The sequence below is a fragment of the Crossiella sp. SN42 genome (assembly GCF_023897065.1).
Taxonomy (GTDB): domain Bacteria; phylum Actinomycetota; class Actinomycetes; order Mycobacteriales; family Pseudonocardiaceae; genus Crossiella.
This window is the reverse complement of record NZ_JAMHIV010000002.1, coordinates 222,220-245,300: the sequence shown is the minus strand read 5'-3', so window position 1 is coordinate 245,300 and position 23,081 is coordinate 222,220. Positions and strand designations below refer to the sequence as shown.

General features: G+C 72.0%; 24 protein-coding genes and 1 pseudogene. 19 read left to right on the top strand and 6 right to left on the bottom strand.

All coding sequences use genetic code 11. From position 1 onward, the window contains the following. The first annotated feature begins 16 nt into the window (after window positions 1-16). From M8C13_RS03825 to M8C13_RS03815, 3 genes are all read left to right on the top strand, one after another. Window positions 17-460, top strand: a complete 444-nt coding sequence (locus tag M8C13_RS03825; protein ID WP_308202760.1) for a very short patch repair endonuclease — start codon at window positions 17-19, stop codon at window positions 458-460. Window positions 461-678: 218 nt separating this feature from the next. Beyond that, a complete protein-coding gene (locus tag M8C13_RS03820; protein WP_252479039.1) occupies window positions 679-1,629 on the top strand; it encodes a hypothetical protein in 951 nt (316 codons plus the stop codon). A gap of 37 nt (window positions 1,630-1,666) precedes the next feature. Next, entirely contained in the window at window positions 1,667-2,017 is a 351-nt protein-coding gene (locus tag M8C13_RS03815) for a hypothetical protein (RefSeq protein ID WP_252479038.1), read from the top strand. On the opposite strand, the gene M8C13_RS03810 is transcribed toward M8C13_RS03815, so the two are convergent. Together M8C13_RS03810 and M8C13_RS03805 are read right to left on the bottom strand one after the other, a co-directional pair. Continuing rightward, window positions 2,014-3,222, bottom strand: a complete 1,209-nt coding sequence (locus tag M8C13_RS03810; protein ID WP_252479037.1) for an amidohydrolase family protein — start codon at window positions 3,220-3,222, stop codon at window positions 2,014-2,016. The two genes, M8C13_RS03815 and M8C13_RS03810, sit on opposite strands and share 4 nt — an antisense overlap. Before the next feature lie 23 nt (window positions 3,223-3,245). Then, window positions 3,246-4,793, bottom strand: a complete 1,548-nt coding sequence (locus tag M8C13_RS03805) for an LCP family protein (RefSeq protein ID WP_252479036.1) — start codon at window positions 4,791-4,793, stop codon at window positions 3,246-3,248. A 325-nt stretch (window positions 4,794-5,118) separates the two neighbouring features. Here M8C13_RS03805 and M8C13_RS03800 point away from each other — a divergent pair, with 325 nt between their 5' ends. Together M8C13_RS03800 and M8C13_RS03795 are read left to right on the top strand one after the other, a co-directional pair. Continuing rightward, window positions 5,119-6,483, top strand: coding sequence for an NAD(P)/FAD-dependent oxidoreductase (locus tag M8C13_RS03800; RefSeq protein ID WP_252479035.1), 1,365 nt, complete (start codon window positions 5,119-5,121; stop codon window positions 6,481-6,483). Between the two features lie 14 nt (window positions 6,484-6,497). Beyond that, window positions 6,498-7,451 carry a nucleoside hydrolase gene (locus M8C13_RS03795; protein WP_252479034.1) on the top strand — a complete coding sequence of 318 codons (954 nt, stop codon included), beginning with the start codon at window positions 6,498-6,500 and terminating at the stop codon, window positions 7,449-7,451. Here the strand turns inward: M8C13_RS03795 and M8C13_RS03790 are convergent. After that, window positions 7,420-8,649, bottom strand: a complete 1,230-nt coding sequence (locus M8C13_RS03790) for an MFS transporter (RefSeq protein ID WP_252479033.1) — start codon at window positions 8,647-8,649, stop codon at window positions 7,420-7,422. The genes M8C13_RS03795 and M8C13_RS03790 overlap by 32 nt on opposite strands. A gap of 79 nt (window positions 8,650-8,728) precedes the next feature. Here M8C13_RS03790 and M8C13_RS03785 point away from each other — a divergent pair, with 79 nt between their 5' ends. The 5 genes from M8C13_RS03785 to M8C13_RS03765 all read left to right on the top strand — a co-directional run bounded on the left by M8C13_RS03785 (window position 8,729) and on the right by M8C13_RS03765 (window position 14,128). Beyond that, window positions 8,729-9,409: a TetR/AcrR family transcriptional regulator gene (locus tag M8C13_RS03785; protein WP_252479235.1), complete on the top strand. Its 681-nt coding sequence runs from the start codon at window positions 8,729-8,731 to the stop codon at window positions 9,407-9,409. A gap of 83 nt (window positions 9,410-9,492) precedes the next feature. Then, window positions 9,493-10,245 (top strand): thioesterase II family protein, encoded by a 753-nt coding sequence (locus M8C13_RS03780; protein WP_252479032.1) that lies wholly within the window; start codon window positions 9,493-9,495, stop codon window positions 10,243-10,245. Window positions 10,246-10,334: 89 nt separating this feature from the next. Further along, on the top strand, window positions 10,335-12,116 hold the full coding sequence (locus M8C13_RS03775) for an ABC transporter ATP-binding protein (protein WP_252479031.1): 1,782 nt from the start codon (window positions 10,335-10,337) through the stop codon (window positions 12,114-12,116). Further along, window positions 12,113-13,843: an ABC transporter ATP-binding protein gene (locus tag M8C13_RS03770; protein WP_252479030.1), complete on the top strand. Its 1,731-nt coding sequence runs from the start codon at window positions 12,113-12,115 to the stop codon at window positions 13,841-13,843. The genes M8C13_RS03775 and M8C13_RS03770 overlap by 4 nt, the downstream gene beginning before the upstream one ends. Before the next feature lie 75 nt (window positions 13,844-13,918). Next, window positions 13,919-14,128, top strand: coding sequence for a hypothetical protein (locus M8C13_RS03765; protein ID WP_252479029.1), 210 nt, complete (start codon window positions 13,919-13,921; stop codon window positions 14,126-14,128). A gap of 19 nt (window positions 14,129-14,147) precedes the next feature. Here M8C13_RS03765 and M8C13_RS03760 read toward each other — a convergent pair. Beyond that, window positions 14,148-15,169: pseudogene (locus M8C13_RS03760) on the bottom strand (IS5 family transposase). A 125-nt stretch (window positions 15,170-15,294) separates the two neighbouring features. On the opposite strand from M8C13_RS03760, the gene M8C13_RS03755 reads away from it, so the two are divergent. The 9 genes from M8C13_RS03755 to M8C13_RS03715 all read left to right on the top strand — a co-directional run bounded on the left by M8C13_RS03755 (window position 15,295) and on the right by M8C13_RS03715 (window position 21,141). Beyond that, on the top strand, window positions 15,295-15,642 hold the full coding sequence (locus M8C13_RS03755; protein ID WP_252479028.1) for a WXG100 family type VII secretion target: 348 nt from the start codon (window positions 15,295-15,297) through the stop codon (window positions 15,640-15,642). After that, window positions 15,642-16,970 (top strand): putative T7SS-secreted protein, encoded by a 1,329-nt coding sequence (locus M8C13_RS03750; protein WP_252479027.1) that lies wholly within the window; start codon window positions 15,642-15,644, stop codon window positions 16,968-16,970. The genes M8C13_RS03755 and M8C13_RS03750 overlap by 1 nt, the downstream gene beginning before the upstream one ends. Beyond that, a complete protein-coding gene (locus M8C13_RS03745; protein WP_252479026.1) occupies window positions 16,967-17,608 on the top strand; it encodes a hypothetical protein in 642 nt (213 codons plus the stop codon). Before M8C13_RS03750 ends, M8C13_RS03745 begins: the two co-directional genes overlap by 4 nt. After that, complete coding sequence (locus M8C13_RS03740; protein ID WP_252479025.1) at window positions 17,592-18,131, top strand: hypothetical protein; 540 nt, start codon at window positions 17,592-17,594, stop codon at window positions 18,129-18,131. Before M8C13_RS03745 ends, M8C13_RS03740 begins: the two co-directional genes overlap by 17 nt. Window positions 18,132-18,157: 26 nt before the next feature. After that, window positions 18,158-18,643, top strand: a complete 486-nt coding sequence (locus M8C13_RS03735; RefSeq protein WP_252479024.1) for a hypothetical protein — start codon at window positions 18,158-18,160, stop codon at window positions 18,641-18,643. Further along, a complete protein-coding gene (locus tag M8C13_RS03730; protein ID WP_252479023.1) occupies window positions 18,640-19,209 on the top strand; it encodes a hypothetical protein in 570 nt (189 codons plus the stop codon). The genes M8C13_RS03735 and M8C13_RS03730 overlap by 4 nt, the downstream gene beginning before the upstream one ends. 32 nt (window positions 19,210-19,241) lie before the next feature. Continuing rightward, window positions 19,242-19,565 carry a hypothetical protein gene (locus M8C13_RS03725; protein ID WP_252479022.1) on the top strand — a complete coding sequence of 108 codons (324 nt, stop codon included), beginning with the start codon at window positions 19,242-19,244 and terminating at the stop codon, window positions 19,563-19,565. After that, window positions 19,558-20,082 (top strand): hypothetical protein, encoded by a 525-nt coding sequence (locus tag M8C13_RS03720; RefSeq protein WP_252479021.1) that lies wholly within the window; start codon window positions 19,558-19,560, stop codon window positions 20,080-20,082. Before M8C13_RS03725 ends, M8C13_RS03720 begins: the two co-directional genes overlap by 8 nt. Before the next feature lie 93 nt (window positions 20,083-20,175). Next, a complete protein-coding gene (locus tag M8C13_RS03715) occupies window positions 20,176-21,141 on the top strand; it encodes an MBL fold metallo-hydrolase (protein WP_252479020.1) in 966 nt (321 codons plus the stop codon). A gap of 31 nt (window positions 21,142-21,172) precedes the next feature. On the opposite strand, the gene ald is transcribed toward M8C13_RS03715, so the two are convergent. Together ald and M8C13_RS03705 are read right to left on the bottom strand one after the other, a co-directional pair. Then, window positions 21,173-22,291: an alanine dehydrogenase gene (gene ald / locus M8C13_RS03710; RefSeq protein ID WP_252479019.1), complete on the bottom strand. Its 1,119-nt coding sequence runs from the start codon at window positions 22,289-22,291 to the stop codon at window positions 21,173-21,175. A gap of 91 nt (window positions 22,292-22,382) precedes the next feature. Continuing rightward, window positions 22,383-23,033, bottom strand: a complete 651-nt coding sequence (locus tag M8C13_RS03705; protein ID WP_252479018.1) for an FMN-binding negative transcriptional regulator — start codon at window positions 23,031-23,033, stop codon at window positions 22,383-22,385. Between the last annotated feature and the right edge of the window lie 48 nt (window positions 23,034-23,081).

Below are 23,081 nucleotides of genomic sequence, written 5' to 3'. Positions count from 1 at the left end.
GCTGGCGGGTCGAGCTATGGTCGCGCGCATGGCGGAGTCATCGTGGGCCACGAGCGCTGCGACTCGGAAGTCGATGCGTGCCAACAAGAGCTTCGACACCAAGCCCGAGATCCGGCTGCGCAAAGCGCTGTACGCGCTAGGGCTGCGTTACCGGGTGTGCGCACGTCCGTTGCCGGAAGTGCGCCGGACGGTCGACGTCGTCTTTCGTCCGGCGAAGGTCGCAGTGGAGCTGCGTGGCTGCTTCTGGCACGGTTGCCCTGACCACTATCGCGCGCCCAAGGCGAACAACCAGTACTGGGCTGACAAGGTGCGACGGAACGTCGAGCGAGACCTGGACACCGAACGTCGATTAGCCGAGGCCGGCTGGTTGCTGGAAGTCGTGTGGGAGCACGAGGATCTAGAACAGGCGGCCGAACGAGTGGCGGTGAGTGTGCTGGCCCGCCGTGGAAGTGCCAGCTAGCTATCTGGGCTTCCTTTCTGTCTTTTGTGGACAGTGAAGAGCTAGCCCGCTGGGCCAACTGGCCGGATTCCCTAGAGCGATAAGGGTTTTCCAGCCGGATGGGGCAGACCAAGGGGCGGTGCGCGGCGCCCCTTGGGGACGAGTCGCCTTGCCGTGCGGGAATTCCTGGCAGCGTCGTCGGTGGTCACCACGAGACGTTGCTGGGAAGGGATGTATCGATGTTGCGCATCACCGCTGACATATTCTCCGGCCGGTCGAACCCGGTGTGGGAGGTGCGGGACGGGACCGAGGCGCGGGCCGCGGTCCGGGCGCTGACCGCGAGCCGGGACCTGCTCACCGACTCGGCGCCGGCCGAGGGCGGACTGGGGTTCCGGGGCTTTCAGGTGGAGGCACTGGGCGATGACCACGCGGCGGACCTGGGGGTCGCGAGCGTGTACCTGCCGGTGGGCGCGCTGGCCGGTGGGCCGGGTGCGGCGGAGCTGGGGGAGCGGCTGATCGGCCTGATCGGGCACAGTGAGAGCGCGGGCTACGGGGCGCAGGACGCGCTGCCGCTGGATGAGTCGCTGGCCTCCTTCCTGGGCGCCCAGCTGGAGTCGGTCAGCTCGGCGGGGACGGCCTCGCAGTCGGTGCGGGACACCCGCGGCGGCCGCGCCTCGGCCGCGGAGCAGGCCCCGGAGGACGCCGAGTCGGCGGCCGCGGTGACCTGTTACATCGAGCGGACCGCGTTCAACCCCGGGTTCTGGAACGACGACGCCACCACGCTGCGCGACAACAACTGCTACAACTACGCCTCCAACTGGCGGACCAACACCTTCGCCCAGCCGGGCCGCGGCGCGGGCGCCGTGTACTCCGCGGTCACCTGTGCCGAGGTGACCAGGGGCGCGCTGGCCGACGGCATGCACCGCCGCTACGACTGCTTCCCGGACACCGAGAAGCCGCGTCCGCTGGTGGCGCTGGTGGTCGCGCCGGGACCCGGCTTCATCGACTACCACTGGTACCGGTTGCAGTCCGAGCCGTACTGGGGCCACAAGCCGGGCCGCACCGCGGCCCGCAACACCGACAACAGCGGCGTGGTGATCAGCAACCCGGAGACCGCCAACCGCGGCCCGTACACCCAGTTCTGCGGCTACTTCTACGGCTGCAACAGCCAGCGCCAGCGCATTCGTTGATACCGTTGGGTTTTCAGCACCGGCGGGGGGCGGCGGCATGGACGTCGAGGTCGATCTCTACAGCGGGCGGCCGAACCCGCGCTTCCGGCTGGACCCGGCCACCGGGACCGAGCTGTTGCGCAGGCTCGCCGGACTCGACCCGGCGCCCGCGCCGGACGCGCGGTCAGAACCGTTGGGGTACCGGGGTTTGCGGGTCGAGCCGGGTTCGGCCGGTGCGCCGATCGCGGAGGTCGTGATCGCCGGTGGGGCGGTGCTGGTGCGCGAGCGCGGCGGGCGTGAGCTGTGGCTGGTGGACCGGGGCCGGGAGCTGGAGCGGTGGCTGGCCGGTCAGGCCGGGACCGGGCTCGATTCCGGGGTGCTGAGCGTGCTGCGCCAGGAGCTGTCCTAGGTCCTGGTGTCCTTGACGATCCGGCCGCCGCGCACGACCAGCACCACCCGGTCCGGGTCGGCGAACAGTCCCGGTTCGGCCAGCGGGTCGCCTGCGACCGCGACCAGGTCGGCGCACTTGCCGACCTCGACCGAGCCGATCTCGTGGTCCAGGCGCAGGATCCGGGCGTTGGTCAGGGTGGCCGAGACGATCGCGGCCATCGCACCGAGCACCTTGGCCTTGACCGTGATCTCCAGTCCGCGCCGGTGCTGGCCGGGGCCGAGGTGGTCGCTGCCGGAGCCGACCAGCACTCCGGCCTCGGTGGCCACCAGCACCGCGTTGTACGTGGCCGCGCGCACCTGCTCGATCCGGTCGGCCAGCTCCGGCCGGCCCAGAACATCCATAATGGACAGTGTGGGGACGAGGGCCGCGCCGTGCAGGGCCATCCGCGCCGCGGTCTCCTCGTCCAGGAAGCTGCCGTGCTCGAAACAGGCCACCCCGGCGTCGAGTCCATTGTGGATCGCTTGCAGCGCATGGGCGTGCGCGGTCACGTAGCTGCCCCGGCTGGCCGCCTCCTCGACCGCGGCGCGCAGCTCGGCCACGGTGAACTGGGTGTCGGCGATGCCCGCCGTACGCGACAGCACGCCACCGGAGGCGGCCACCTTGAGCTGGGTCGCGCCGCGCCGGAAGGCGTGCCGGGCGGCTCGCCGGACCTCCTCCGGCCCGTCGCAGGTCTGGGTGGCGTGCGAGAGGCCGGGCAGGCCCGCGTAGTGCTGGTGGCGGTCCAGGAAGCTCGGGGTGTGGTCGCCGTGCCCGCCGGACTGCGCCAGCATGGGCCCGGAGGGCAGCAGCCGCGGCCCGGGCACCAGCCCCGCCTCGATGACCTCGGTGAGCGCGCCGTCCGCGCCGCCGAGGTCGCGCGCGGTGGTGTGTCCGGCGAGCAGGCACAGCTCGGCGTTGCGGAACATCTCCGCCGCGGTCCTGGCCGGGGACAGCGGATCCCGCTCACCGAGGTCGATCAGGCCCAGGTGCGAGTGCGCGTCGATCAGCCCCGGCAGCAGCGTGCACCCGGACAGGTCCAGCACCCGCGCGCCGGGCGAGGGCGGCGAGTCCACCGAGGTGATCCGGTCGCCGAGGGTGTGCACAGTGGCCGACGGGACCGGATCGGCGCCGGTGCCGTCAATGAGGGTCGCCCCGCTCAGTACCAGCCCCGCCTCGCCGCCCATAGCGGGTCAGCGTAGGCGGCGAACTAGTTCTTGTCCGTCTGTCCGGGGTCGGTGGAGCAGATCTGGTCCAGGGAGTCCGGCGGCGCGATGTTGGGCGAGGTCCCGGTGCCGTTGCCCGCGCTGCTGGGCGGCTGGGTGCCGGTGGTGCGGTTGGGCGTGGTCTTGGCGCCGGGCTTGCCGGTGGTGGTGGTCGGCGGGGCGGCGCTGGTGGTCGTGGTGGGCTTGGCCGTGGTGCTGGTGGTGGTCAGCGCCTGGGCGTTGCGCACGACCTCGCGCATGTAGTTGAAGTCCGGCACGGCGGTGGAGAACTTGCCGCCGTTGCGGGTGGAGAGGTTGGGGTCGAAGGAGATGCTCTGGATCGGCTTGGTGCGGGCCTTGTTGGCCAGCGACAGCAGCGCGGGCAGCACGTCCTGCGGGATGTTGGTGGCCACGTTGTCCTGGGTGGCCGCGGCGATGCCCTGGAAGTTGGTCAGCAGGTCCATCGGGCTCTTCTGCTCGATCACGTACTTGATCAGGCAGCGCTGGCGGCTCATCCGCATGTAGTCGCTGCCGTCGCTGCGCGCGCGGCCGTACCAGAGCGCCTGCTCGCCGTTGAGGTGCTGCTGCCCGGCCGGGATCCAGCCCTTGGGGCGGATCTGCTCGCCGTGCGGGCCGAGGCCGTTGATCGGGATCGGCTTGGGGCCCACGTTGACGTCCACGCCGCCGAGGGCGTCGATGATGGAGGCGAAGCCGGCCATGTTGACCTGGATGAAGTAGTCCAGGTCCACGCCCAGCATGGCTGCCACCGAGGAGTGCAGCAGGTTCAGCCCCGGCACCGTGCTCGGGCCGCTGGGCGCCAGCTGCGGGTGCTCGTTGCCGTACTTGTACAGCGCGTTGAGCAGGTACTCGCCGGAGTTGGGGTCCCTGCCGTCGTGGAAGCCGTTGGGGAACTGCTTGGCCATCGGCGAACCGGCCGGGAACTGGGCGCGCTGCAGGTTGCGCGGCAGGCCGAAGAGCACGGTCTGGCCGCTGCTGGTGTCCAGGCTGGCCACCATCATGGTGTCGGTGCGGGTGCCGGTGCGGTCGGGGCCCGCGTCGCTGCCCACCAGCAGGATGTTGATCCGCGGCTTCTTGATCGCCTCGGCGTCGCCGGTCTGCGCGGTGCCGCCCTGGCCGCTGCTGGCGGTGGTGCCGCCGGAGGGGAACAGGTTCTGCACCAGCGAGCGCTGGGCGTGCACGTTGTAGGCGGCGAAGCCCAGCGGCGCGGCGATCACCGCGCACAGGGTGGCCACCACCAGGGTGGCGGTGATCCGGCCGCCCAGCCGCATGCCGCGCGGGCGGGCCAGCGCGAAGGTGCGCAGCACCACGGCGATCCAGACCAGCGCGAGCAGGACGCAGGCGATGATCGCGCCGAGCAGGACCCTCGGTGACACCGCGTACTGGAACAGCTGCTCCTGGGTGACGGTCAGCCCGAGGTAGACGCCGGCGCCGATCAGCAGCAGGAATCCGGCCAGCAGGAACCAGCCCGCGCGCTTGCGCAGGGCCAGGTGTCCGGAACCGGGCACGACCACCGAGCTCAGGGTGAGCAGCAAAGCCTTACCCAGCGTGCGCGATTGCTCACTCTCTCGCGACCGTCGGCCCATGTGTCCAGCTCCTCGGTTCTGTCCTGCGCTGTTCATACGCCGCAGTCCCGAGCCGGGTTGCACCGTTGACCAGTGGTTCCGCTGGGCCGCCGCAGGTGGCACCGGCCCTCGGCCGTTAAACGTACCGATAGTCGATTTGGTTGCCGCACGTGACCGGAATCGCCTCGATCCCCTCTCCTGGGGGAGTGCGCTGGTTCCTGTGGGGGAGTTGCCGCTGACCGCTTCGCCGCAGGCTGGGTGCTGTCAACGCGCAGAGTCACGAATGGGGACAGCGATGAGCGGACCGCAACGGATAGTCGTGGTCGGGGGCGGTTATGTCGGCATGTACACCGCGCTGCGACTCCAGCGAAAGCTGCGCGCGGGCGAGGCGACGATCACGGTCGTCGACCCGCAGCCGAACATGACCTACCAACCGTTCCTCCCGGAGGCCGCCGCCGGCTCGATCGAGCCGCGCCATGTGGTAGTACCGCTGCGCAAGGTCCTGCGCAAGTGCACCGTGCTCACCGGGCGGGTGACCGCGGTGGACGCCGAACGCAAGATCGTCACCGTGCTGCCGGTGGAGGGTGTGCCGGCCGAGCTGGCCTACGACCACCTGGTGCTGGCCCCCGGCGCGGTCGCCAGGACGCTGCCGGTGCCCGGCCTGGCCGAGTGCGGGATCGGCTTCGGCTCGGTCGGCGAGGCCATCCACCTGCGCAACCACGTGCTCTCCCGCCTGGACGTGGCCTCCACCACCGAGGACGAGGTGCTGCGGCGGCGGGCGCTCACCTTCGTCGTGGTGGGCGCCGGATATGCCGGGATCGAGGTCTTCGGCGAGCTGGAGGACATGGCCCGCGCGGCCCTGCGGCACCACCCCCGACTGTCCGAAAAGGACATGCGGTGGGTGCTGGTGGAAGCAGCCGATCGGGTGTTGCCGGAAGTCTCGCCCAGCATGGCCGAGTACACCGTGCGGCGGCTGCGCGAGCGCGGCACCGAGGTGCGGCTGGGCACCCGGGTGTCCGCAATGGACGGTGGGCAGGTGGTGCTCACCGACGGCGAGCAGTTCGCCGCGGACACGGTGGTGTGGACCGCGGGGGTGAAGGCCAACCCGCTGGCCGCGCGCTCGGGGCTGCCGGTGGACAGCAGGGGCCGGTTGCTGTGCACGCCCGCGCTTGAGGTGATCGGCGTGGACGGGGTGTGGTCGGCCGGTGACTGCGCGGCGGTGCCGGACCTGTCGGCCAGCGGGCTGAGCGTGTGCGCGCCCAGTGCCCAGCACGCGGTGCGGCAGGCCAAGGTGCTCGCGGACAACCTGCGTGCCGCGGTCCGGGGCAGGCCGGTCCGGGAGTACCGGCACAAGCACGTCGGCTCGGTGGCCAGCCTCGGCCTGCACAAGGGCGTGGCGGAGGTCTACGGCATCCGGCTGCGCGGGTTCCTGGCCTGGCTGCTGCACCGGCTGTACCACCTGAGCCGGGTGCCCACCTTCAACCGCAAGGTGCGGGTGCTGGGCGACTGGGTGCTGACCTTCTTCTGCGGCCGCGAGGTGGTGTCACTCGGCCAGGTGGAGCATCCGCGCCGGGACTGGGCGGCCATCGTGGCCGAGGTGGAGTCGAATCCGCAGATCACAGTCCCGAAACCGTTCTCGGGCGAGGACCGGAAAGTCTGATTGACTGTTCAACCGTGCGAATTGTGCTGGACACCGATCCGGGGATCGACGACGCGCTCGCGATCCTGTACTTGGCCGCGCAGGCAGACGTCGAGATCGTCGCTGTGGGTAGCGTCCACGGGAACGTGCCCGCTCAGGTCGCGGCGGACAACAGCAGGCGGATCCTGGACGTGCTCGGGCTGGACGAGGTGCCGGTGGCCGTCGGCGCCGCCCGCCCGCTCGCCCAGCCGCTGGCCACCTCCGAGGTGGTGCACGGCCCGCTGGGACTCGGCAGCTGGGAGGGCCCGGAGCCGTCCAAGCCCCCGGTGCGCGAGTCCGCGGCCGAACAGATCGTCCAGCTCGCCCGGCAGCACCCGGGCGAGCTGGACCTCCTCGCACTGGGCCCGCTGACCAACGTCGCGCTGGCCCTGCTGCTGGAACCCGAGCTGCCCAGGCTGCTGCGCTCGGTGATGGTGATGGGCGGCGCGGTGGACGCCCCCGGCAACGCCACCCCGTTCGCCGAGGCCAACATCTGGCACGACCCGGAAGCCGCCGACCTGGTGCTGGCCGCCGGATTCGAGCTGACCCTGGTCGCGCTGGACGTCACCCACTCCGCCCGCGCGGACGCCGAGTGGCTGGACGCGCTGGCCGCCTGCACCGGCCCGCGCGGCAAGTTCGCGCACGACGTGCTCGGCTTCTACGTCGACTTCTACAGCCGGATGCTCGGCGAACGCTGCTGCACGCTCTACGACCCGCTGGCCGCGGCCATCCTGCTGCACCCCGACCTGGCGACCTATCGCGAGCTGCCGGTGAGCGTGGAGCTGCGCGGGGAGAAGACCCGGGGGCAGACGGTGGCCGACCTGCGGGGGTACGGCAAGGAGATCGCGGCTGAGCTGGGCGGGATCACCGACCGTCCGGCGATCAAGGTCGCGCGGACGGTCGATGCCCAGGCCTTCTTCAAGCAGCTGACGGAGGCGTTGATCGACTAGCTGCACGCGTGGCCGGGTGCAGCAGGACGAAGACGAACAGCAGGCCCAGCACCGCGGCCGCGGACAGGTACGGCAGGGATGGGCCGAGGCGGTAGAGGGTGGCTCCGATCAGGGGGCCGACGACGAAGGTCAGTGCGTTGGTCGCGCCGACCAGGCCGGCCACGCCGCTCTGTTCGGCGCGGCTGACCAGCAGGGTGGGGGCGGCGGTGCAGCCGGGCATGGCCAGGCCCAGGCCGAGGCCGACCACGGCCAGGCCGAGCAGGATCAGGGTGAGGCCGGAGCTGACCGCGATGCCGAGGAAACCCAGTGCCGCCAACGGGATTCCGGTGCGCATCAGCCTGGCCGGGGACCAGCCGAGCCGGGGCACGACCGCGGCCTGGGTGAGCAGGAAGGGCAGGCCCGCGCACAGCATGGCCGCGCCTGCCAGGGTGGCGGTGTCCTGGGAGCTGAGCTGGAGCTGGTCCTGCAACAGGAAACCGACGGTGATCTGCATGACGCCCAGGGACAGGTAGAGGCCAAAACCGGTCAGCAGGAACGGCCACAGACGGCGGTCGAACGGGCTGAGCTTGGGTGGTTTCGGGCGGTCGGCGTGCCGCTGTTCGCGGGGCAGCCGCAGCCAGACCAGCACCGCGAACACGGCGATGATCACCGGCGCGGCGTACATCGGCAGCAGCAGGCCGCCGAAGGCCAGCAGGCCGCCCAGCGCCGGGCCGAGGACCAGGGAAAGTCCTTGGGCGGCACCGGTTTTCGCGATGCCCTCGACGCGTTCCCGTTCGCCCTCGGTGACATCGGCGACGTAGGACTGCGCGGCCACCGGCACCCCGGCCCAGGCGAAGCCGAAGAACAGGCTGCGGAAGACCAGGACCAGCACGAACACCGCGGTCACCGGCAGTGCCCCGGCCAGTCCGAGCTGGGCGATCACCGCGAAGATCAGCAGACCCGCGGCCGCGGCGGCCATGCAGGCCAGCAGCACCGGTTTGCGGCCGCGCGACTCGCTCTGCCTGCCCCAGAAACCGCTGGTCAGCACGACCATGGTGGCGGCGACGCTGAACACCAGGCCCAGTTGCACCTCGGACAGGCCGAGGTCGCGGGCCAGTGGTGGCAGCACCGGCGCGAGGATCTGCTGGCCGGTGAACACGCCGAACACGGCCAGGTAGATGGGGACGAGCGACACCTTGGCCGCCGTCTGCGTAGTCATGGGCTCCCCAGTCTTTTGTACGGTGTCCAAAAGGTAAGCCTCCCGAAACCCGGCGCGCAATGGCTACCGTGAGCGCGTGATGAGTTCCGCAACCGAGCGAGGCCCCCGGGTCCTCCGCGGCGAGACGCCGCTGACGCCCGAGCTGATCGTGGACGCCGCCGAACGGCTCACCGCCGAGCACGGCCTTGCGGGGTGGACCATCCGCAAGCTCGCCACGGAGCTGGACTGCTGGCCGACCGTGATCTACCACCACGTGGGCGACCGGGCCGCGGTGCACCAGGCGGTGGCCGACCGGGTGGTCTCCCGGATGCCCTGCCCGGAGGAAGAGCTGGACTGGCGGGAGTGGTTCACCGAGCTGCTCCTGGGTGCCCGGCCGGTGCTGCGCGCCTACCCCGGGGTGGCCCGCTGGCTGGTGCTGCGCGGCCCGATCGTGCCCTCCGCGCTGCGCATCCTGGACCGGGGCGTGCGGGTGCTGCAACGCGCGGGTTTCGGTGCGGAGGCCCCGATGATCTACAGCTCGCTGCTCAACGCGGGCATGTTGCTGATCATGTCCTACGACGAGCGGGACGCGGAGAGCGCGAGCACCAAGACCACCATCACCGAGGCGCTGGGCGCCTACCGGGACGACGAGCGCACCGGGCTGGCCGCGATGGCCGAGTACCTGCTCACCCCCGGCGGGACCGAGCCGTTCTACGCCTACGCGGTGCAGCGGGCGGTGGACGGGGCGCAGACCAGGCTGGCCGAGCTGCACCCGGAGTGAGACACGGCCAACACCCCGCCGGTGGCGGCCCGGCGGCTACCGTCGTGGCCGAGGTTTCCCGCCGACTCCGAGGAGGCTGACCCGTGACCTGGGTTCGCTGCTACGAGGCCCGCCCGCAGGCACGGCTCCGGCTGTTCTGCTTCCCGCACGCGGGCGGCACCGCGAGCGCGTACCGGCTGTGGCCGCCGCTGCTGCCCGCCGGGGTGGAGCTGCTCGCGGTGCAGTACCCGGGCCGCGAGGAGCGCTTCGGCGAGCCCGCGCTGACCACCATGAACGAGCTGGTGGACGGCCTGGTCACCGGGCTGCGCGGTGAGCTGGACCGGCCGTTCGTGTTCTTCGGGCACAGCATGGGCGCGGCGGTGGCCTACGAGGTCGCGCTGGTGTTGCAGCGGCTCGGCCTGCCCGCGCCGCAGCGGCTGGTGCTCTCCGGCAAGGAGGCGCCCGAGCACGTGACCCCCGGCGAGGTGCACCTGCGCGATGACGACGGCCTGGCCGCGGAGCTGACCGCGCTGGGCGGCACCGGCGCCGCGGTGCTGGAACACCCCGAGCTGCGCGAGCTGCTGCTGCCGATCGTGCGCGCGGACTACCGGCTGATCGAGACCTACCAGCCGACCCAGGCCCCGCCGCTGACCTGCCCGATCACCGCCTTCGTCGGTGACCGCGACCCGGAGCTGACCATCGAGCAGGCCCGCGACTGGGGCAAGAGCACCAGCGGCGAGTTCGACCTCCAGGTCTTCCCCGGCGACCACTTCTACCTCAACGACGGCCGCGCCCAGGTGGTCAGCGCCCTCACCCGCCGCCTGGCCCTCGCCCCCTCCTGGCCGTCCACGCCCTGACCTCCTGACGGCGCTTGCCCCGGCACCCGTTCGAGTGGTTAGGTGCACCTAACACTCATTTGTACGTTGTCTAAATTGAGGCAGTCGCGATGACCGACGGTTCACCGGCGCAGCGTCCCGACCGGGCCGCGCTGGCCCGGTTGCTCGCCCCCGTCCGCACCCGGATCCGGATCGCGGTGGTGGCGCAGGTCGCCGCCGCGCTGGCCGCGGTGGTCCCGTTCGTGGCCGTGGCCGAACTGGGCAGACTCCTGCTCGGCGGCGGCGCGGCGGCGGGCGCGTGGCCGATCGTGTGGGTGGCGCTCGGCGCGCTGGCCGCCCGGTTCGTGCTGTTCTTCCTGGCCGGCGGGCTGACCCACCTGGCGGACGCGGACCTGCAACTGGACCTGCGGCGGCGGATGGCCACCCGGCTCGGGCAGGTGCCGCTGGGCTGGTTCGGCGCGCGCAACTCCGGCACGGTGAAGAAGGCGCTGCAGGACGACGTCACCGCGATGCACCACCTGGTCGCGCACTCGCTGCTGGACCTCACCGCCGGGATCGTCACCCCGGTGGCCGCGCTGGCCTACCTGGTGTGGGTGGACTGGCGGATGACCCTGGTGACCCTGTTGCCGGTGGCCGCCGGCCTGTACTTCTACGCCCGCTCGATGGCCGGGTACGGGGAGAACATGGTCGCCTACGACCAGGCGCTGGGCCGGATCAACGGCAGCGCGGTGGAGTTCGTCAACGGCATCGCGGTGGTCAAGACCTTCGGCCAGTCCCGCAAGGCGCACCAGCGGTTCACCAGCGCCGCCGACGACTTCGCCACCTTCTTCCTGGACTGGGTCGGCGGGGTGACCAGGATCAGCGCGATCGGCCAGATCCTGCTGTCCCCGGTGGTGGTCCTGCTGGTGGTGCTCACCGGCGGCACCGTGTTCGTCACCAACGGCTGGCTCGCGCCCGCCGACGTGCTGCCCTTCGCGTTGCTGGGCCTGGGCATCACCGCGCCGATCACCACCCTGGCGCAGACCTCGCAGCAGCTGCGCTCGGCCCGGCTGGCCGCCGCGCAGGTGGCCGCCGTGCTGGGCACCGAGCCGCTGCCCGCGCCCGAGGCCGAGGCGGCGGATCCGGCCGACGGCAGGGTCAGCCTGCGCAACGTCCACTTTGGATACACCGCGGACACGCCGGTGCTGCGCGGGATCGACCTGGAGCTGGCGCCGGGCACGGTGACCGCGCTGGTCGGGCCCTCCGGCGGCGGCAAGTCCACCCTGGCCAAGCTGCTGCCCCGGTTCTTCGACGTCACCGACGGCTCGGTGAGCATCGGCGGGGTGGACATCAGGGACCTCTCCGCCGAACAGCTCTACCGGCGGGTCTCCTTTGTCCTGCAAGACGTCCAGCTGCTGCGCGCGACGGTGGCCGACAACATCCGGCTGGCCGTGCCGGAAGCCGATCAGTCCACTGTGGAGGCTGCCGCGCGGGCGGCCCAGATCCACCAGCGGATCCTGGAGCTGCCGCGCGGCTACGACTCGGTGATCGGCGAGGACGCCCGGTTCTCCGGCGGTGAGGCGCAACGGGTGTCCATCGCCCGCGCGCTGCTGGCCGACGCGCCGATCCTGGTGCTGGACGAGGCCACCGCCTTCGCCGACCCGGAGTCCGAGTCGGCCATCCAGCAGGCGCTGTCCACCCTGGTGGCCGGGCGGACGCTGCTGGTGATCGCGCACCGGCTGTCCACGGTGGCCGAGGCCGACCAGATCGCGGTGCTGGCCGACGGCCGGGTCGCCGAACTGGGCACGCACCTCGAACTCCTTGCCCGCCAAGGGTTGTACGCGCGGATGTGGGCCGCCCACGAACGCGCGGGCGCCTGGCAGCCGCACACCTCGCCGCTGGAGACCCGATGATCCGCTCGTTGCTGTCCGTCCTCGGCCCGGCGCACGCCGCCCCGCTGCGCCGGATGATCGGTGTGATGGCGCTGGCCTCGGTGTTGCAGGGCCTCGCCTTCGCGCTGCTGGTGCCGGTGCTGCGCGCCCTGCTCGGGCCGAGTCCCGCCGACGCCTGGCCATGGCTGGCGGTCTTCGCCGCGGTCGCGCTGGCCCAGTCGCTGGCCGCCTACGCCGCCCAGGTGGCCGGGTACCGGGCCGGGTCCACGCTCTCCCGCGGCCTGCACCACCGGCTCGGCGACCACATCGCCAGCCTGCCTTTGGGTTTCTTCACCGGTGACCGGGTCGGCAAGCTCGGCCAGCTGACCAGCGGCGGCGTGATCAACGTGATGCAGGTGCCCGCCCACCTGCTGCGTCCGCTGATCGACGCCGTGCTCACCCCGGCCACCGTGGTCGCGCTGATGTACCTCTTCGACTGGCGGCTGGCGCTGGCCGCCACCCTGTCCGCGCCGGTGCTCTACTTCGTCTACCAGTGGAGCGGCGCGCTGATCCAGCGCACCGACCGGGGCCGGGACCTGGTGATCGCCGAGGCCGGCGGCCGGGTGGTCGAGTTCGCCCAGACCCAGCCGGTGCTGCGCGCCTTCGGCCGCACCGTGCAGGGCTACCGGCTGCTGGACGAAGCCCTGGTGGCGCAACGCGACGCGGGCCGCCGCATGATCACCACCGGGGTGTGGGGCCTGGTCGGCTTCGGCCTGGTGGTGCAGGCGGCGTTCACCGTGCTGCTGGTCCTGGGCGTCAGCCTCGCCCTGGGCGGCAGCCTGGGGGTGCCGGAGCTGCTGGCGCTGCTGGTGCTGGCCGCCCGGTTCGTCGAGCCGCTGGCCATGGCCGCCGACCTGGGCGGCGTGATCCGCCTGGGGCGCAACGCCCTGCACCGGATGACCGAGCTGCTGGCCGCCCCGCTGCTGCCCGAGCCCGCCGCCCCGCGCAAGCCGGGCGACGCCTCCATCGAGCTGGTCGACGTCTCCTTCGGCTACGACAGCAGACCGGTGCTGAGCAACGTGTCGCTGCGGGTGCCGCCGCGCAGCATGACCGCGCTGGTCGGCCCGTCCGGTTCCGGCAAGACCACGGTCACCCGGCTGATCGCCCGCTTCTTCGACGTGGACTCCGGGTCGGTGCGGGTTGGTGGGGTGGACGTCCGCGAGATCGCCGGTGAGCAGCTGATGTCGTTGGTGTCACTGGTGTTCCAGGACGTCTACCTGTTCGAGGGCAGCATCGAGGAGAACATCCGGGTGGGCAGGCCGGGCGCCAGCGAGGAGCAGGTGCGCGCCGCGGCCCGGCTGGCCAGGGTGGAGGAGATCGTCGAGCGGCTGCCCGGCGGCTGGTCCGCGCGCATCGGCGAGGGCGGGGTGACCCTCTCCGGCGGGGAACGCCAGCGGATCTCCATCGCCCGCGCCATCCTCAAGGACGCGCCGATCGTGCTGCTGGACGAGGCCACCGCCGCGCTGGACCCGGAGAACGAGTCCGCGGTGCAGGACGCGCTGACCGCGCTCACCGCGGACCGCACCCTGCTGGTCATCGCGCACCGGTTGCAGACCGTGGTGGCCGCCGACCAGATCGTGGTGCTGGAGGCGGGCCGGGTCGCCGAGTCGGGCACCCACGAGGAGCTGCTGACCCGCGGCGGCCGGTACGCCGAGTTCTGGGCCGAGCGCAACCGCGCACACGGCTGGCGGCTGCTCCCAACGCGTTAACGTGGCCGCCAACGTTCGCACCCACCGGCATACTGTTGGGCAGACACTTGTCGCCGCAACGGTGGAAAGGACCCGGTGCACACGTTCCTGGCGCGCTTCGTCGGCGGTCCCCTGGACGGCCGGTGGCAGACCTTCACCTCCGCCAGTCCAGCGGCACTGGCCACGGTGACGCACGTCCACCTGCACCAGGGACCCAAGATCGTGCACCACTACGACCTGCGGCACAGCGAGGAACACGGCTGGGAGTACCACCTGCGCCAGGAGTCCGAGTCCGAGGACTGCTAGGAGCTGTTTAGGGTTCGGATTATGTGGTTGAGGTGAGGGTCTTCAGCCACATGATCGCTCCTCGCAGGTGCAGTCCGGCCTCGTAGCTTTGCGGTGTCTTGTCGTAGCGGGTGGCCAGGCCGCGCCATGTCTTGATCTTCTGGAAGCAGCGTTCGACGGTGTTGCGTCCCTTGTAGCGCGTGGGATCGAAGGACACGGGCCGCCCTCCCGCGGAGCCATTCTTCTTCCGGTTGGCCCGCTGGTCAGTCTTCTCCGGGATCACGGCCGTGATCCGGCGACGGCGCAGGTAGGCCCGGTTGGCCTTGGAGGAGTACGCCTTGTCCGCGGCCACCGCGTCCGGACGGGTGCGGGGCCGGCCGGTCGGACCGGGAACCCGGATCCGGTCGAGCACGGTCTGGAACTGTGGGCTGTCCGCGGCCTGGCCGGGTGTGAGTACGAACGCCAGCGGCAGCCCGGCGGCGTCGACCGCGGCGTGGATCTTGCTGCTCAGCCCGCCTCGGGACCGGCCGAGCCCGGCCGCCTTCGCCCGCGCCCTCCGGCAGCGCCGGAGGGCGGCACGATCCCGATCGGCAGAGGTGCCCGCGCCGGCCTCGTCCGGCGCGGACCGCGCTGGATCACCCGCAGCACTCGCCGCTGTGTGGGCAACGGAGCCCCCTTTTCCTCGGTCAGCGCCTGTTCCAGCGCGTCGAGGGTCTCCCCGGCGATTGCCAGCCCGGCCGATTCGTGATGCGCCCGCACGATCGTGGAGTCCACACTGACCAGTTCCAACCCGACCTGCCCACGGGAGGCGGCCTCGGCGATCAGCGCGTCCATCAGCGTCTGGAACACCCCGGCCTTGGCCCAGGCGTTGAACCGCGAGTAGACGGTGGACCAGGGCCCGTACCGTTCGGGCACGTCACGCCAACCCGACCCGGTGCGGAACCGCCACAGGATCCCGTTGAACTGCTCCCGCACCCGACGCGGCAACGGCCCGGTGGCCGCCACCGGCACATGCGGCTCGATCAACGCCCACTCGGCATCGGTCAGATCAAAACGCGCCACAACCGTGTTCTACCAGCCCTATCAACACACCACCGGGCCCGACCTAGATCCGAACCCCAAACAGCTCCTAGGCGACCGTCACTGGTAGTGTCCGCCCGGAGCCGATTGGTAGGGGAGGACCACCGGTGGGGGACAAACTTGGGGTGAACTTCGCCCAGTTGCACGCGTTGATCAAAAATCTGGATCGTTCCGCTGAGGAGATGACCAGGGCGACCACCGCGTTGCGCGGGGCCAGCGCCCAGGATCTCGGCAGCAGGGCCATCGACAAGGCGGGGAAGGGCTTCCAGGACCGCTGGGAGCACGGCATCGGCAAGATCGCCGAGGCCACCGAGAAGATGACCAAGGCACTCGCCGAGACCACAAAGGACTACGAGCACACCGAACGCGCCGTGCACCAGCTGTTTCCCGCCGGCGGGAGCGGCGGGCAGGCGGCGCCCGCGCGGGAGTCGGCGATCACCAGGGGGCTGGGCTGATGAGCCACCTCGAGGACTATCCGACTCTGGGCTTCGACCCGGCGCCGGGAAAGCTGACCGGCGTCGAGACCTTGGCGCACAACTTCACCAGGGTGTCCGCCATGCTCGCCGAGACGCACTCCGCGCTGTCCCAGATCGGGCAGGCCCAGGGCATCTGGCGCGGTGAGGCGGCGGAGAAGTTCCGCGGCGCCGTCGGCGAACTGCCCGGTTACCTGGAAAAAGGCAAGGTCTCGCTGGGGAACGCGGCAGGCATCCTGCGGCAGTGGCAGCACGACCTGGCCGCCATGCAGGGCAGGGCCAAGGACTACGAGCTCCAGGCCCGCACCGCGCTGGACCGGGTCGAACAGGCCAAGTCCCATCCGGACTTCGCCCTGGCCGGCCGCCACTTCCCGGACGAGGCCAGCCTCGCCGAGGCCAACACCCGCCTGCGCGCCGCGAGCGAACGCCTCGGCCACGCCCGCGAGGAGCTCGACGCGATCAGGACCCAGGCCCGCCGCCTGCTCACCCAGCACGAGGAGCTCGCCGACGCCGTCGCCAGGGCCCTGGACCGGGCCAAGAACGAGGCCCCGGAAGAACCCGGCTTCTTCGACCGCATCCTGGACGGCATCGGCAAGTTCATCGACAAGGTCGGCGAACTGGCGCAGAAAGCCTGGCAGTGGGTCAAGGACCACGCCGAGGACATCAAGCTGATCGGCGACGTGCTCAGCGCGGTGGGCAAGGTGCTCAGCATCGCCGCGGTGTGCGTGGGCTGGATCCCGGTGGTCGGGCAGGTGGTGACCGCGGCCGCGGTGGGGGTGAGCGCGGCCGGGCTGGCCGTGCACGGACTGGCGAAGGCGGCCGGCGCGGACGTCAGCTGGAAGACCCTGGCCACGGACGCCATCGGGGTCATCCCGGGCGGCGGCATCGCCAAGACCATGTTCGGGGCGACCAAGGTGATCTCCTCGGCCAACGCCGCGGTCGGTGCGGCCAGGGGCGCGGCCAGTGTCGGACAGGCTGTCTCACGTGGCGCCGCGGCGGCGAAGGACGTGCTGGCCACGGCGTCGCGGGCGCAGGCGGACAAGTGGCTGGGCACGGCCAACCGGGTGGCCGAGGCGCTGGGCAAGGCGCCGAACACCTTCGCCGCGGGCACCCAGGCTGGCAACATCGCGGCCGCGACCGTCGGCGCCGCCACCACCGCGGCCGGCACCACGGGCAAGATCCTGGCCGAACCGTATCTGGACCGGGCCAAGGAGGTGGGCCAGCAGTACTACCAGCAGCTCACCGGCGGACGGCCGCTCACCCCGGCGAACCAGGCGTTCAACCAGGTCCTGCACGGGAGGGCGGCGTGACCGGCCACCTGGATCAGCGAGGGTTCGGCATCACGGTGCCGGAAGGTTTCATCGAGCTGCCCGCGGAGGTCGACCAGGAAGGGTTCGACCGGCTCCAAGAGGTGGTGGCGCAACGGTTCGGCCTGGCCGCCGGAGCCGAGGTCACCGAGCAGGCCGCGCTGGGTTTCGCCACCATGGGCGCGCTGGCGGCGCAGCAGTTGGCCGGGTTCGTGGCCGTGGCGGTCTACCGGTCGCCGGATGATGCGGAGCGGCTGATCATGGTCTGGTTGACCGTGACGGAGATGCCCTCCGCGCACGAGTCACCTGAGGTCGCGGTGCAGGGCCTGGTCGAGGCGCATCGGGCGCGCGGTTTGAGTGAGCCGAACAAGGTGCGGCTGACGGCGGGTCCGGCGGTGGTCACCGTGACCGAGGAACCGATGCTGCTGCACGTGGGCGAGCAGTCGGCACCGGTGTTGCGCCGGGAGGTGACGGCCTGGGCGCCGGACCCGTTCGGCACCCGGGTCGCGGTGCTCTCGCTGGCCACGAACTCCTGGCCGGACTGGGCACACGTCTGCGGCTTGGCACTGGGCGTGTTCGACTCGCTGGACTGGGCGCCGGCGAGCACTGGAGAGGAGGCCCGCCTTGGGGCCCACCCCTGAGCAGTCGGCGGCGGAGCGGGAGCAGGTGCGGGACACCGCGATGCGCGCCTGGGGTGAGCCGGTCCGCGTGTTCCGGCCCAGCACGCCCCGCTGGCGCTACTACGTCCGCGGCCGTCGCCGCGACGGCACGCCGAAGCCGCCGCGGAACCGGTCCGGCTGCCTGGGCATCGGGCTCTCCGGGCTGCTCGACCTGCCGGGCCTGGTCGGCGAGGCCCTGGCGGAGGGGGTGTTCGCGCTGCTGTTCTGGCCGATGCGGGACACCGTGCGCGGTGAGGAGGGCAGCGGTGGCGTGCGGTTCGCCGACGCCGTCCGGCGGGGTGGCGCCTGGCTGGTGTGGTCGCCTTCCCGGGTCGGGCTGGTCGATGGGAACCAGCAGCTCGTGTGGACGGCGGCCGGGCCGGAACGACCGGAACTGCGGCTGCCGCGGCGGTTGCGCTGGCCGGATGGTTCCTGGGTGCGGCTGGCCGCCCTGCAGCACGACCGGAAGCGGTACCGCGAGGAGGAGGCGGGGCTCGCTCGCTAGCATGACCTGCGGATCTGGGGGTTCGCATGGTTGAGGCTGTTCGGGAACGGGTGCGCGCGCAGGCGGCCGCGCAGTGGCGGGCGCCGGTGGGTGTGGTCTACATCGCCAAGGTGCGGCCGGCGTACCGGGTCAAGGGGCGGCGGTCGGATGGGACCGTGGCTGGGCGGCGGCTGGTGCGGCGGTTCTGCTGGAACCTGGTGCGCTTCGCCGGCGTGCTGGTGCAGCTCGTGCTGGACGGGGACGGCGATATCGACCTGCGGCGGGGGACGGTGACCGCGCCGCCCGGGTCGCCGGCGATCGAGTTCGCGGATCTGGCGCGGCGGGCCCGGCGGGTGTGGGTGGCCTGGGGTGGTGGGCAGGTGCTGCTGGCCCAGGCGGACGGGCGGGTGTTGTGGTCGGGGCCCGCGCAGTTCGCGGCCAGGCAGTTCGCGGTGATCTGGGCGGATGGCGGGCGGGTGGTGCTGCCGCCGAAGCGGGCGGAGAAGGCCAGGATCCGGCAGGAGGTTCGTTGACCGGGGACCGGCTCGCGCGTGAGGCGGCGGAATGGACCCTGCGGGAGTGGGGGCAGGCGGCGCGGGTGGTTCCGTTGGGGGACGTGCGGTTCCGGTACCACGTGCGCGGGCGGCGGGTGGACGGTTCGCGGCGCAACACCGGCGGGTCCAGTTCCAGCAGCGCGGATGAGTGGGTGAGTGCGCCGCTGGAGCAGGCGGACGGGTGCGCGGGGGCGCTGGTCGCGCTGGTGGTGTCGGCGGTGTTGTGGGTGTTGCTGCTGGCGGCTCGGGCGGTGTGGGTGGTGCTGCGGCTGGGCAGCCGGCGGCTGCGGCGGCGCACCGCGACCGTGGTGGGCGGGCCGGGGCAGCTCGGGGTGCGGTTCGCGGACGCGGCCAACCAGCGTGCCGACGTGTGGCTGGCCTGGTCGGGGGAGCGGATGGCGTTGCTGCACGTGCGGCCGAAGTGGTGCGAGCCGTTGTGGGTCGGTGAGTCGCCGCGGGTTGAGCGGAGCCTGCTGCGCTGGCCGGACGGGTCCAGGGTGCGGTTGCCGAAGGGAATCTTGGGGGCGGCCAACCTTTCCGGCTGAACCGGTGTCATCCCGGGTGGGAGGGGGCTGGGGTGTCCGAGCGGTTGGTGCGGGAGTGGGCGCTGGGCTGGCGTGAGCCGGTGCGGGTGGTCGAGGTGACCGGGGTGGAGTGCCGGTGGCGCGCGGCGGCGGGCAGTGCGGCGGCGCGGTTCGTGGCCGCGGTGCACGGGCCGGGGGAGCGCTGGCTGGTGTGGTCGGCGAACCGGATGGCGGTGTTGCTCCTCGGCCAGGACTGGGTGGAACGGCGCTGGTCGGGAGCGGTGCCGGTGTGGCTGGACGGCGGGCTGCTGGTGTGGCCGGACGGGGCGGAGGTCCGGTTGCCGGCGGGGCTGGGGGAGGGGGAGCTCGATGGCTGAGTCGCAGGTGCGGGAGTGGGCCGAGGGCGAGTGGCGGGAGCGGGTGTCGGTCGCGCCGCTGGGCGGGCTGAAGCTCCGCTACCGGGTGCGCGGGCGGCGGCTGGACGGATCGGCCCGGTGGTCCCGCGAGGGCACCCCTGACCTGCCCCTTGAGGCGGAAGACCTGCTGCTGGCGCTGAGCTGGCACGCGGTGTTCCTTTGGTTCGTGGAGCTGTTGCTGCGGGTCTTCGGCTGGCTGGGCAGGCTGTTGCTGCTCCGGCTCGGCCGGGGCCGGGTGCTGACCGTGCTGGCCAGGCCCGGCACGCACGCGGTGCGCTTCGCCGACGCGGCCCGCCCGCCGGACGGGGTGTGGGCGGCGTGGTCCATGCGGCGGATGGCGCTGGTGCGGTGCGGGCCGGAGACCTGCGAGCCGCTGTGGCAGGGCAGTGGCGAGGCGGCGCCCCGGCTGGAGCGGAACGCGCTGTGCTGGGCGGACGGGTCGCGGCTGCGCGCGCCGCACCGGGTGTTCCAGGACTGAGCGGCTGGGCGCCCAGCTCGGTCCCGTTGGCGGACACCGGGGTAGGGACCACTTCCCCTAGGCTGCTGCCCGATGCAGAACAGGGAGGTTCGCATGTCCGGCAAGCCGTTCGCCTCCTCCGCCGATCTGGCGGCCAAGGAGCAGACCCTGGAAGTGCTCGGTGACGGCGTGTACGCGCTGACCGCGGCCGGGGATCCCAACGTGGGGGCGATCGAGGGCGAGGACTTCCTGGTCTGCTTCGAGGCCATGGCCACGCCGGTGGCGGCCAGGGGCTGGCTGGACCGGCTGCGCGAGCACACCGGCAAACCCGTGCGGTACCTGGTGCTCAGCCACTACCACGCGGTGCGGGTGCTCGGCGCGAGCGCCTTCGACGCGCAGGTCATCGTGGCGCACGAGCACACCAGGGCGCTGATCGCCGAGCGCGGGGAGGCGGACTGGGCCTCGGAGTTCGCCAGGATGCCCAGGTTGTTCGCCGAGCCCGAGTCGATCCCCGGCCTGACCTGGCCCACGCTCACCTTCTCCGACCGGCTGACCATCCCGCTCGGCGGCGACCGCGGCGACCTGGAGCTGCGCTACTGCGGCCGGGGGCACACCGAGGGCGACCTGGTGGCCTGGCTGCCCCGGCAGCGCATCCTCTTCGCCGGGGACCTGGTGGAGTCGCAGGCCGCGCTCTACACCGGCGACGCCTACCACCGGGACTGGTCATCGTCCACTTTGGACACTGTGGCCGCGTTGCGGGCCGAGGTGCTCGTCGGCGGGCGGGGCGCGGTGGCCAGGGGCCGGGACGCGGTGGACGCGGCGATCGCGCAGACCCGGCACTTCCTGCAGGTGCTGCAAGCCCAGGTGGCCGCGGTGCACGTGCGGCACGGCAGCCTCAAGGAGGCCTTCGACGGCGCGCACGCCGCGCTGGCGCCGCGCTACGGCGGCTGGCCGATCTTCGAGCACTGCCTGCCGTTCAACGTGGCCAGGCTGTGGGACGAGCTCTCCGGCGTGGACCGGCCGGTGATCTGGACCGCCGAGCGGGACAAAGAAGTCTGGGCCCAGCTCCAGGGAAGGTAAGGAGCTGGGCCCAGCGAGCCGAGCTGAGTGGTCAGCCGGCCAGAACGTCGGCGACGGCGGTCAGCGGCAGGTCGTGCGCTTCGGCGACACCGGCGTTGGTCAGGAGGCCGTCGTGGGTGTTGAGGCCAAGGGCGAGCGAGTTGTCCTCGCCCAGCGCGCGCTGCCAGCCCTTGTTGGCCAGGGCGATCGCGTACGGCAGGGTCACGTTGGTCAGCGCGAAGGTCGAGGTCCTCGGCACCGCGCCCGGCATGTTCGCCACGCAGTAGAACTGGGTGTCGTGCACCGGGAAGGTCGGCTCGGCGTGCGTGGTCGGCCGGGAGTCCTCGAAGCAGCCGCCCTGGTCGATGGCGATGTCCACCAGCACCGCGCCCGGCTTCATCCGCTTCACCAGGTCGTTGCTGATCAGCTTGGGCGCCTTGGCGCCGGGCACCAGCACCGCGCCGATGACCAGGTCGGCGTCCAGCACCGCGCGCTCGACCTCGTAGGCGTTGGACACCACGGTGGTCAGGCGGCCCTGGTAGTAGGAGTCGGCCGCGCGCAGCTTGTCCACGGACAGGTCGAGCACGGTGACGTCGGCGCCCATGCCGACCGCGATCGCGATCGAGTTCATGCCGGAGACGCCCGCGCCCAGCACGGTGACCTTGGCCGGGTGCACGCCGGGCACGCCGCCCAGCAGCACGCCGCGGCCGCCGCGGGACTTCATCAGGGTCTCGCCGCCGACCTGGGTGGCCAGGCGACCGGCGACCTCGGACATCGGGGCGAGCAGCGGCAGCGCGCCGTTGGGCAGCTGCACGGTCTCGTAGGCGACACCGGTGACCTTGCGCTCCAGCAGCGCGTCGGTGCAGGCGCGGTCCGCGGCCAGGTGCAGGTAGGTGAACAGCACCTGCCCCGGGCGCATCCGGTGGTACTCCTCGGCGATGGGCTCCTTGACCTTGAGCACCATGTCCGCGGCGCCCCACACCTCGTCGGCGGTGGGCAGCACCTTGGCGCCCGCCGCGACGTACTCCGCGTCCGCGATGGCCGAACCGGCGCCCGCGTCGTGCTCGATGAAGACCTCATGGCCATGACGGACCAGCTCGAGCACACCGGCCGGGGTGATCGCGACGCGGTACTCGTGGTTCTTCACTTCGCGGGGAACGCCGATCCTCATGGCAAGACTCCTCGTGGGTGACTGCGGCTAAACCCATGGTCAGACCGCCCCGTGGCGTGAGTCATTGGTATCCGTGGACAACATTCCATGATCACTTGGTGCTGATCGGACAATCGTCACCCGCACGGAGCAGACGGTCGACCACGGCCGCGTCCCCGGCCCCGGCACGCTCGGTGAATCTTGCCGCGATCCGTTCCCGCTGTTCGAGTGGCTTGTTGCCGCCGAACTTGAACTTCGCCCGCACCCCGGTGACGGTCAGCTCCAGGCCCCGGATGCCCGGCAGCAGCCGCCGGTCCGGGTCCTCGGTGGCCGAGACCGGCCTGCGCCCGCCGTCCGGCTCGAAGTGCGCGAGCTGCCTGCGCAGGATGGCCGCCTTGCCCTCCGGATCGTCCTCGATCCGCACGTCGCACTCCAGCTGCACGGTGGCGTAGTAGGAGGTCGGCACGCCGAGGGCCGGGTCCGCGCCGGGCGCGGCGGCGTTCCACTCCGCAGGCACGTAGGCGACCTCGCCGGTGACCACCAGCAGGCAGCGCGGGTGCTCGGTGAGCGCGGCCCAGACCGGGTTGGGCCGGGCCAGGTGCAGCCACACCGTGCCGGGCTCGGCGAAGGCGAAGTGGATGGGCACGACCACCGGCAGGTCCCGGCCGCGGCCGGGCGCGATGAGCTCGCCGAAGTCGTGCCGGGTCAGCAGGTCCCGCCAGTCCTCGTCGGAGCGGGCGGCGTCCCAGGGATGGATCAGCACCAGGCCAGCGTGCGCTGTGCCGAGGTGGCACAACAGGTCCACTCTGTC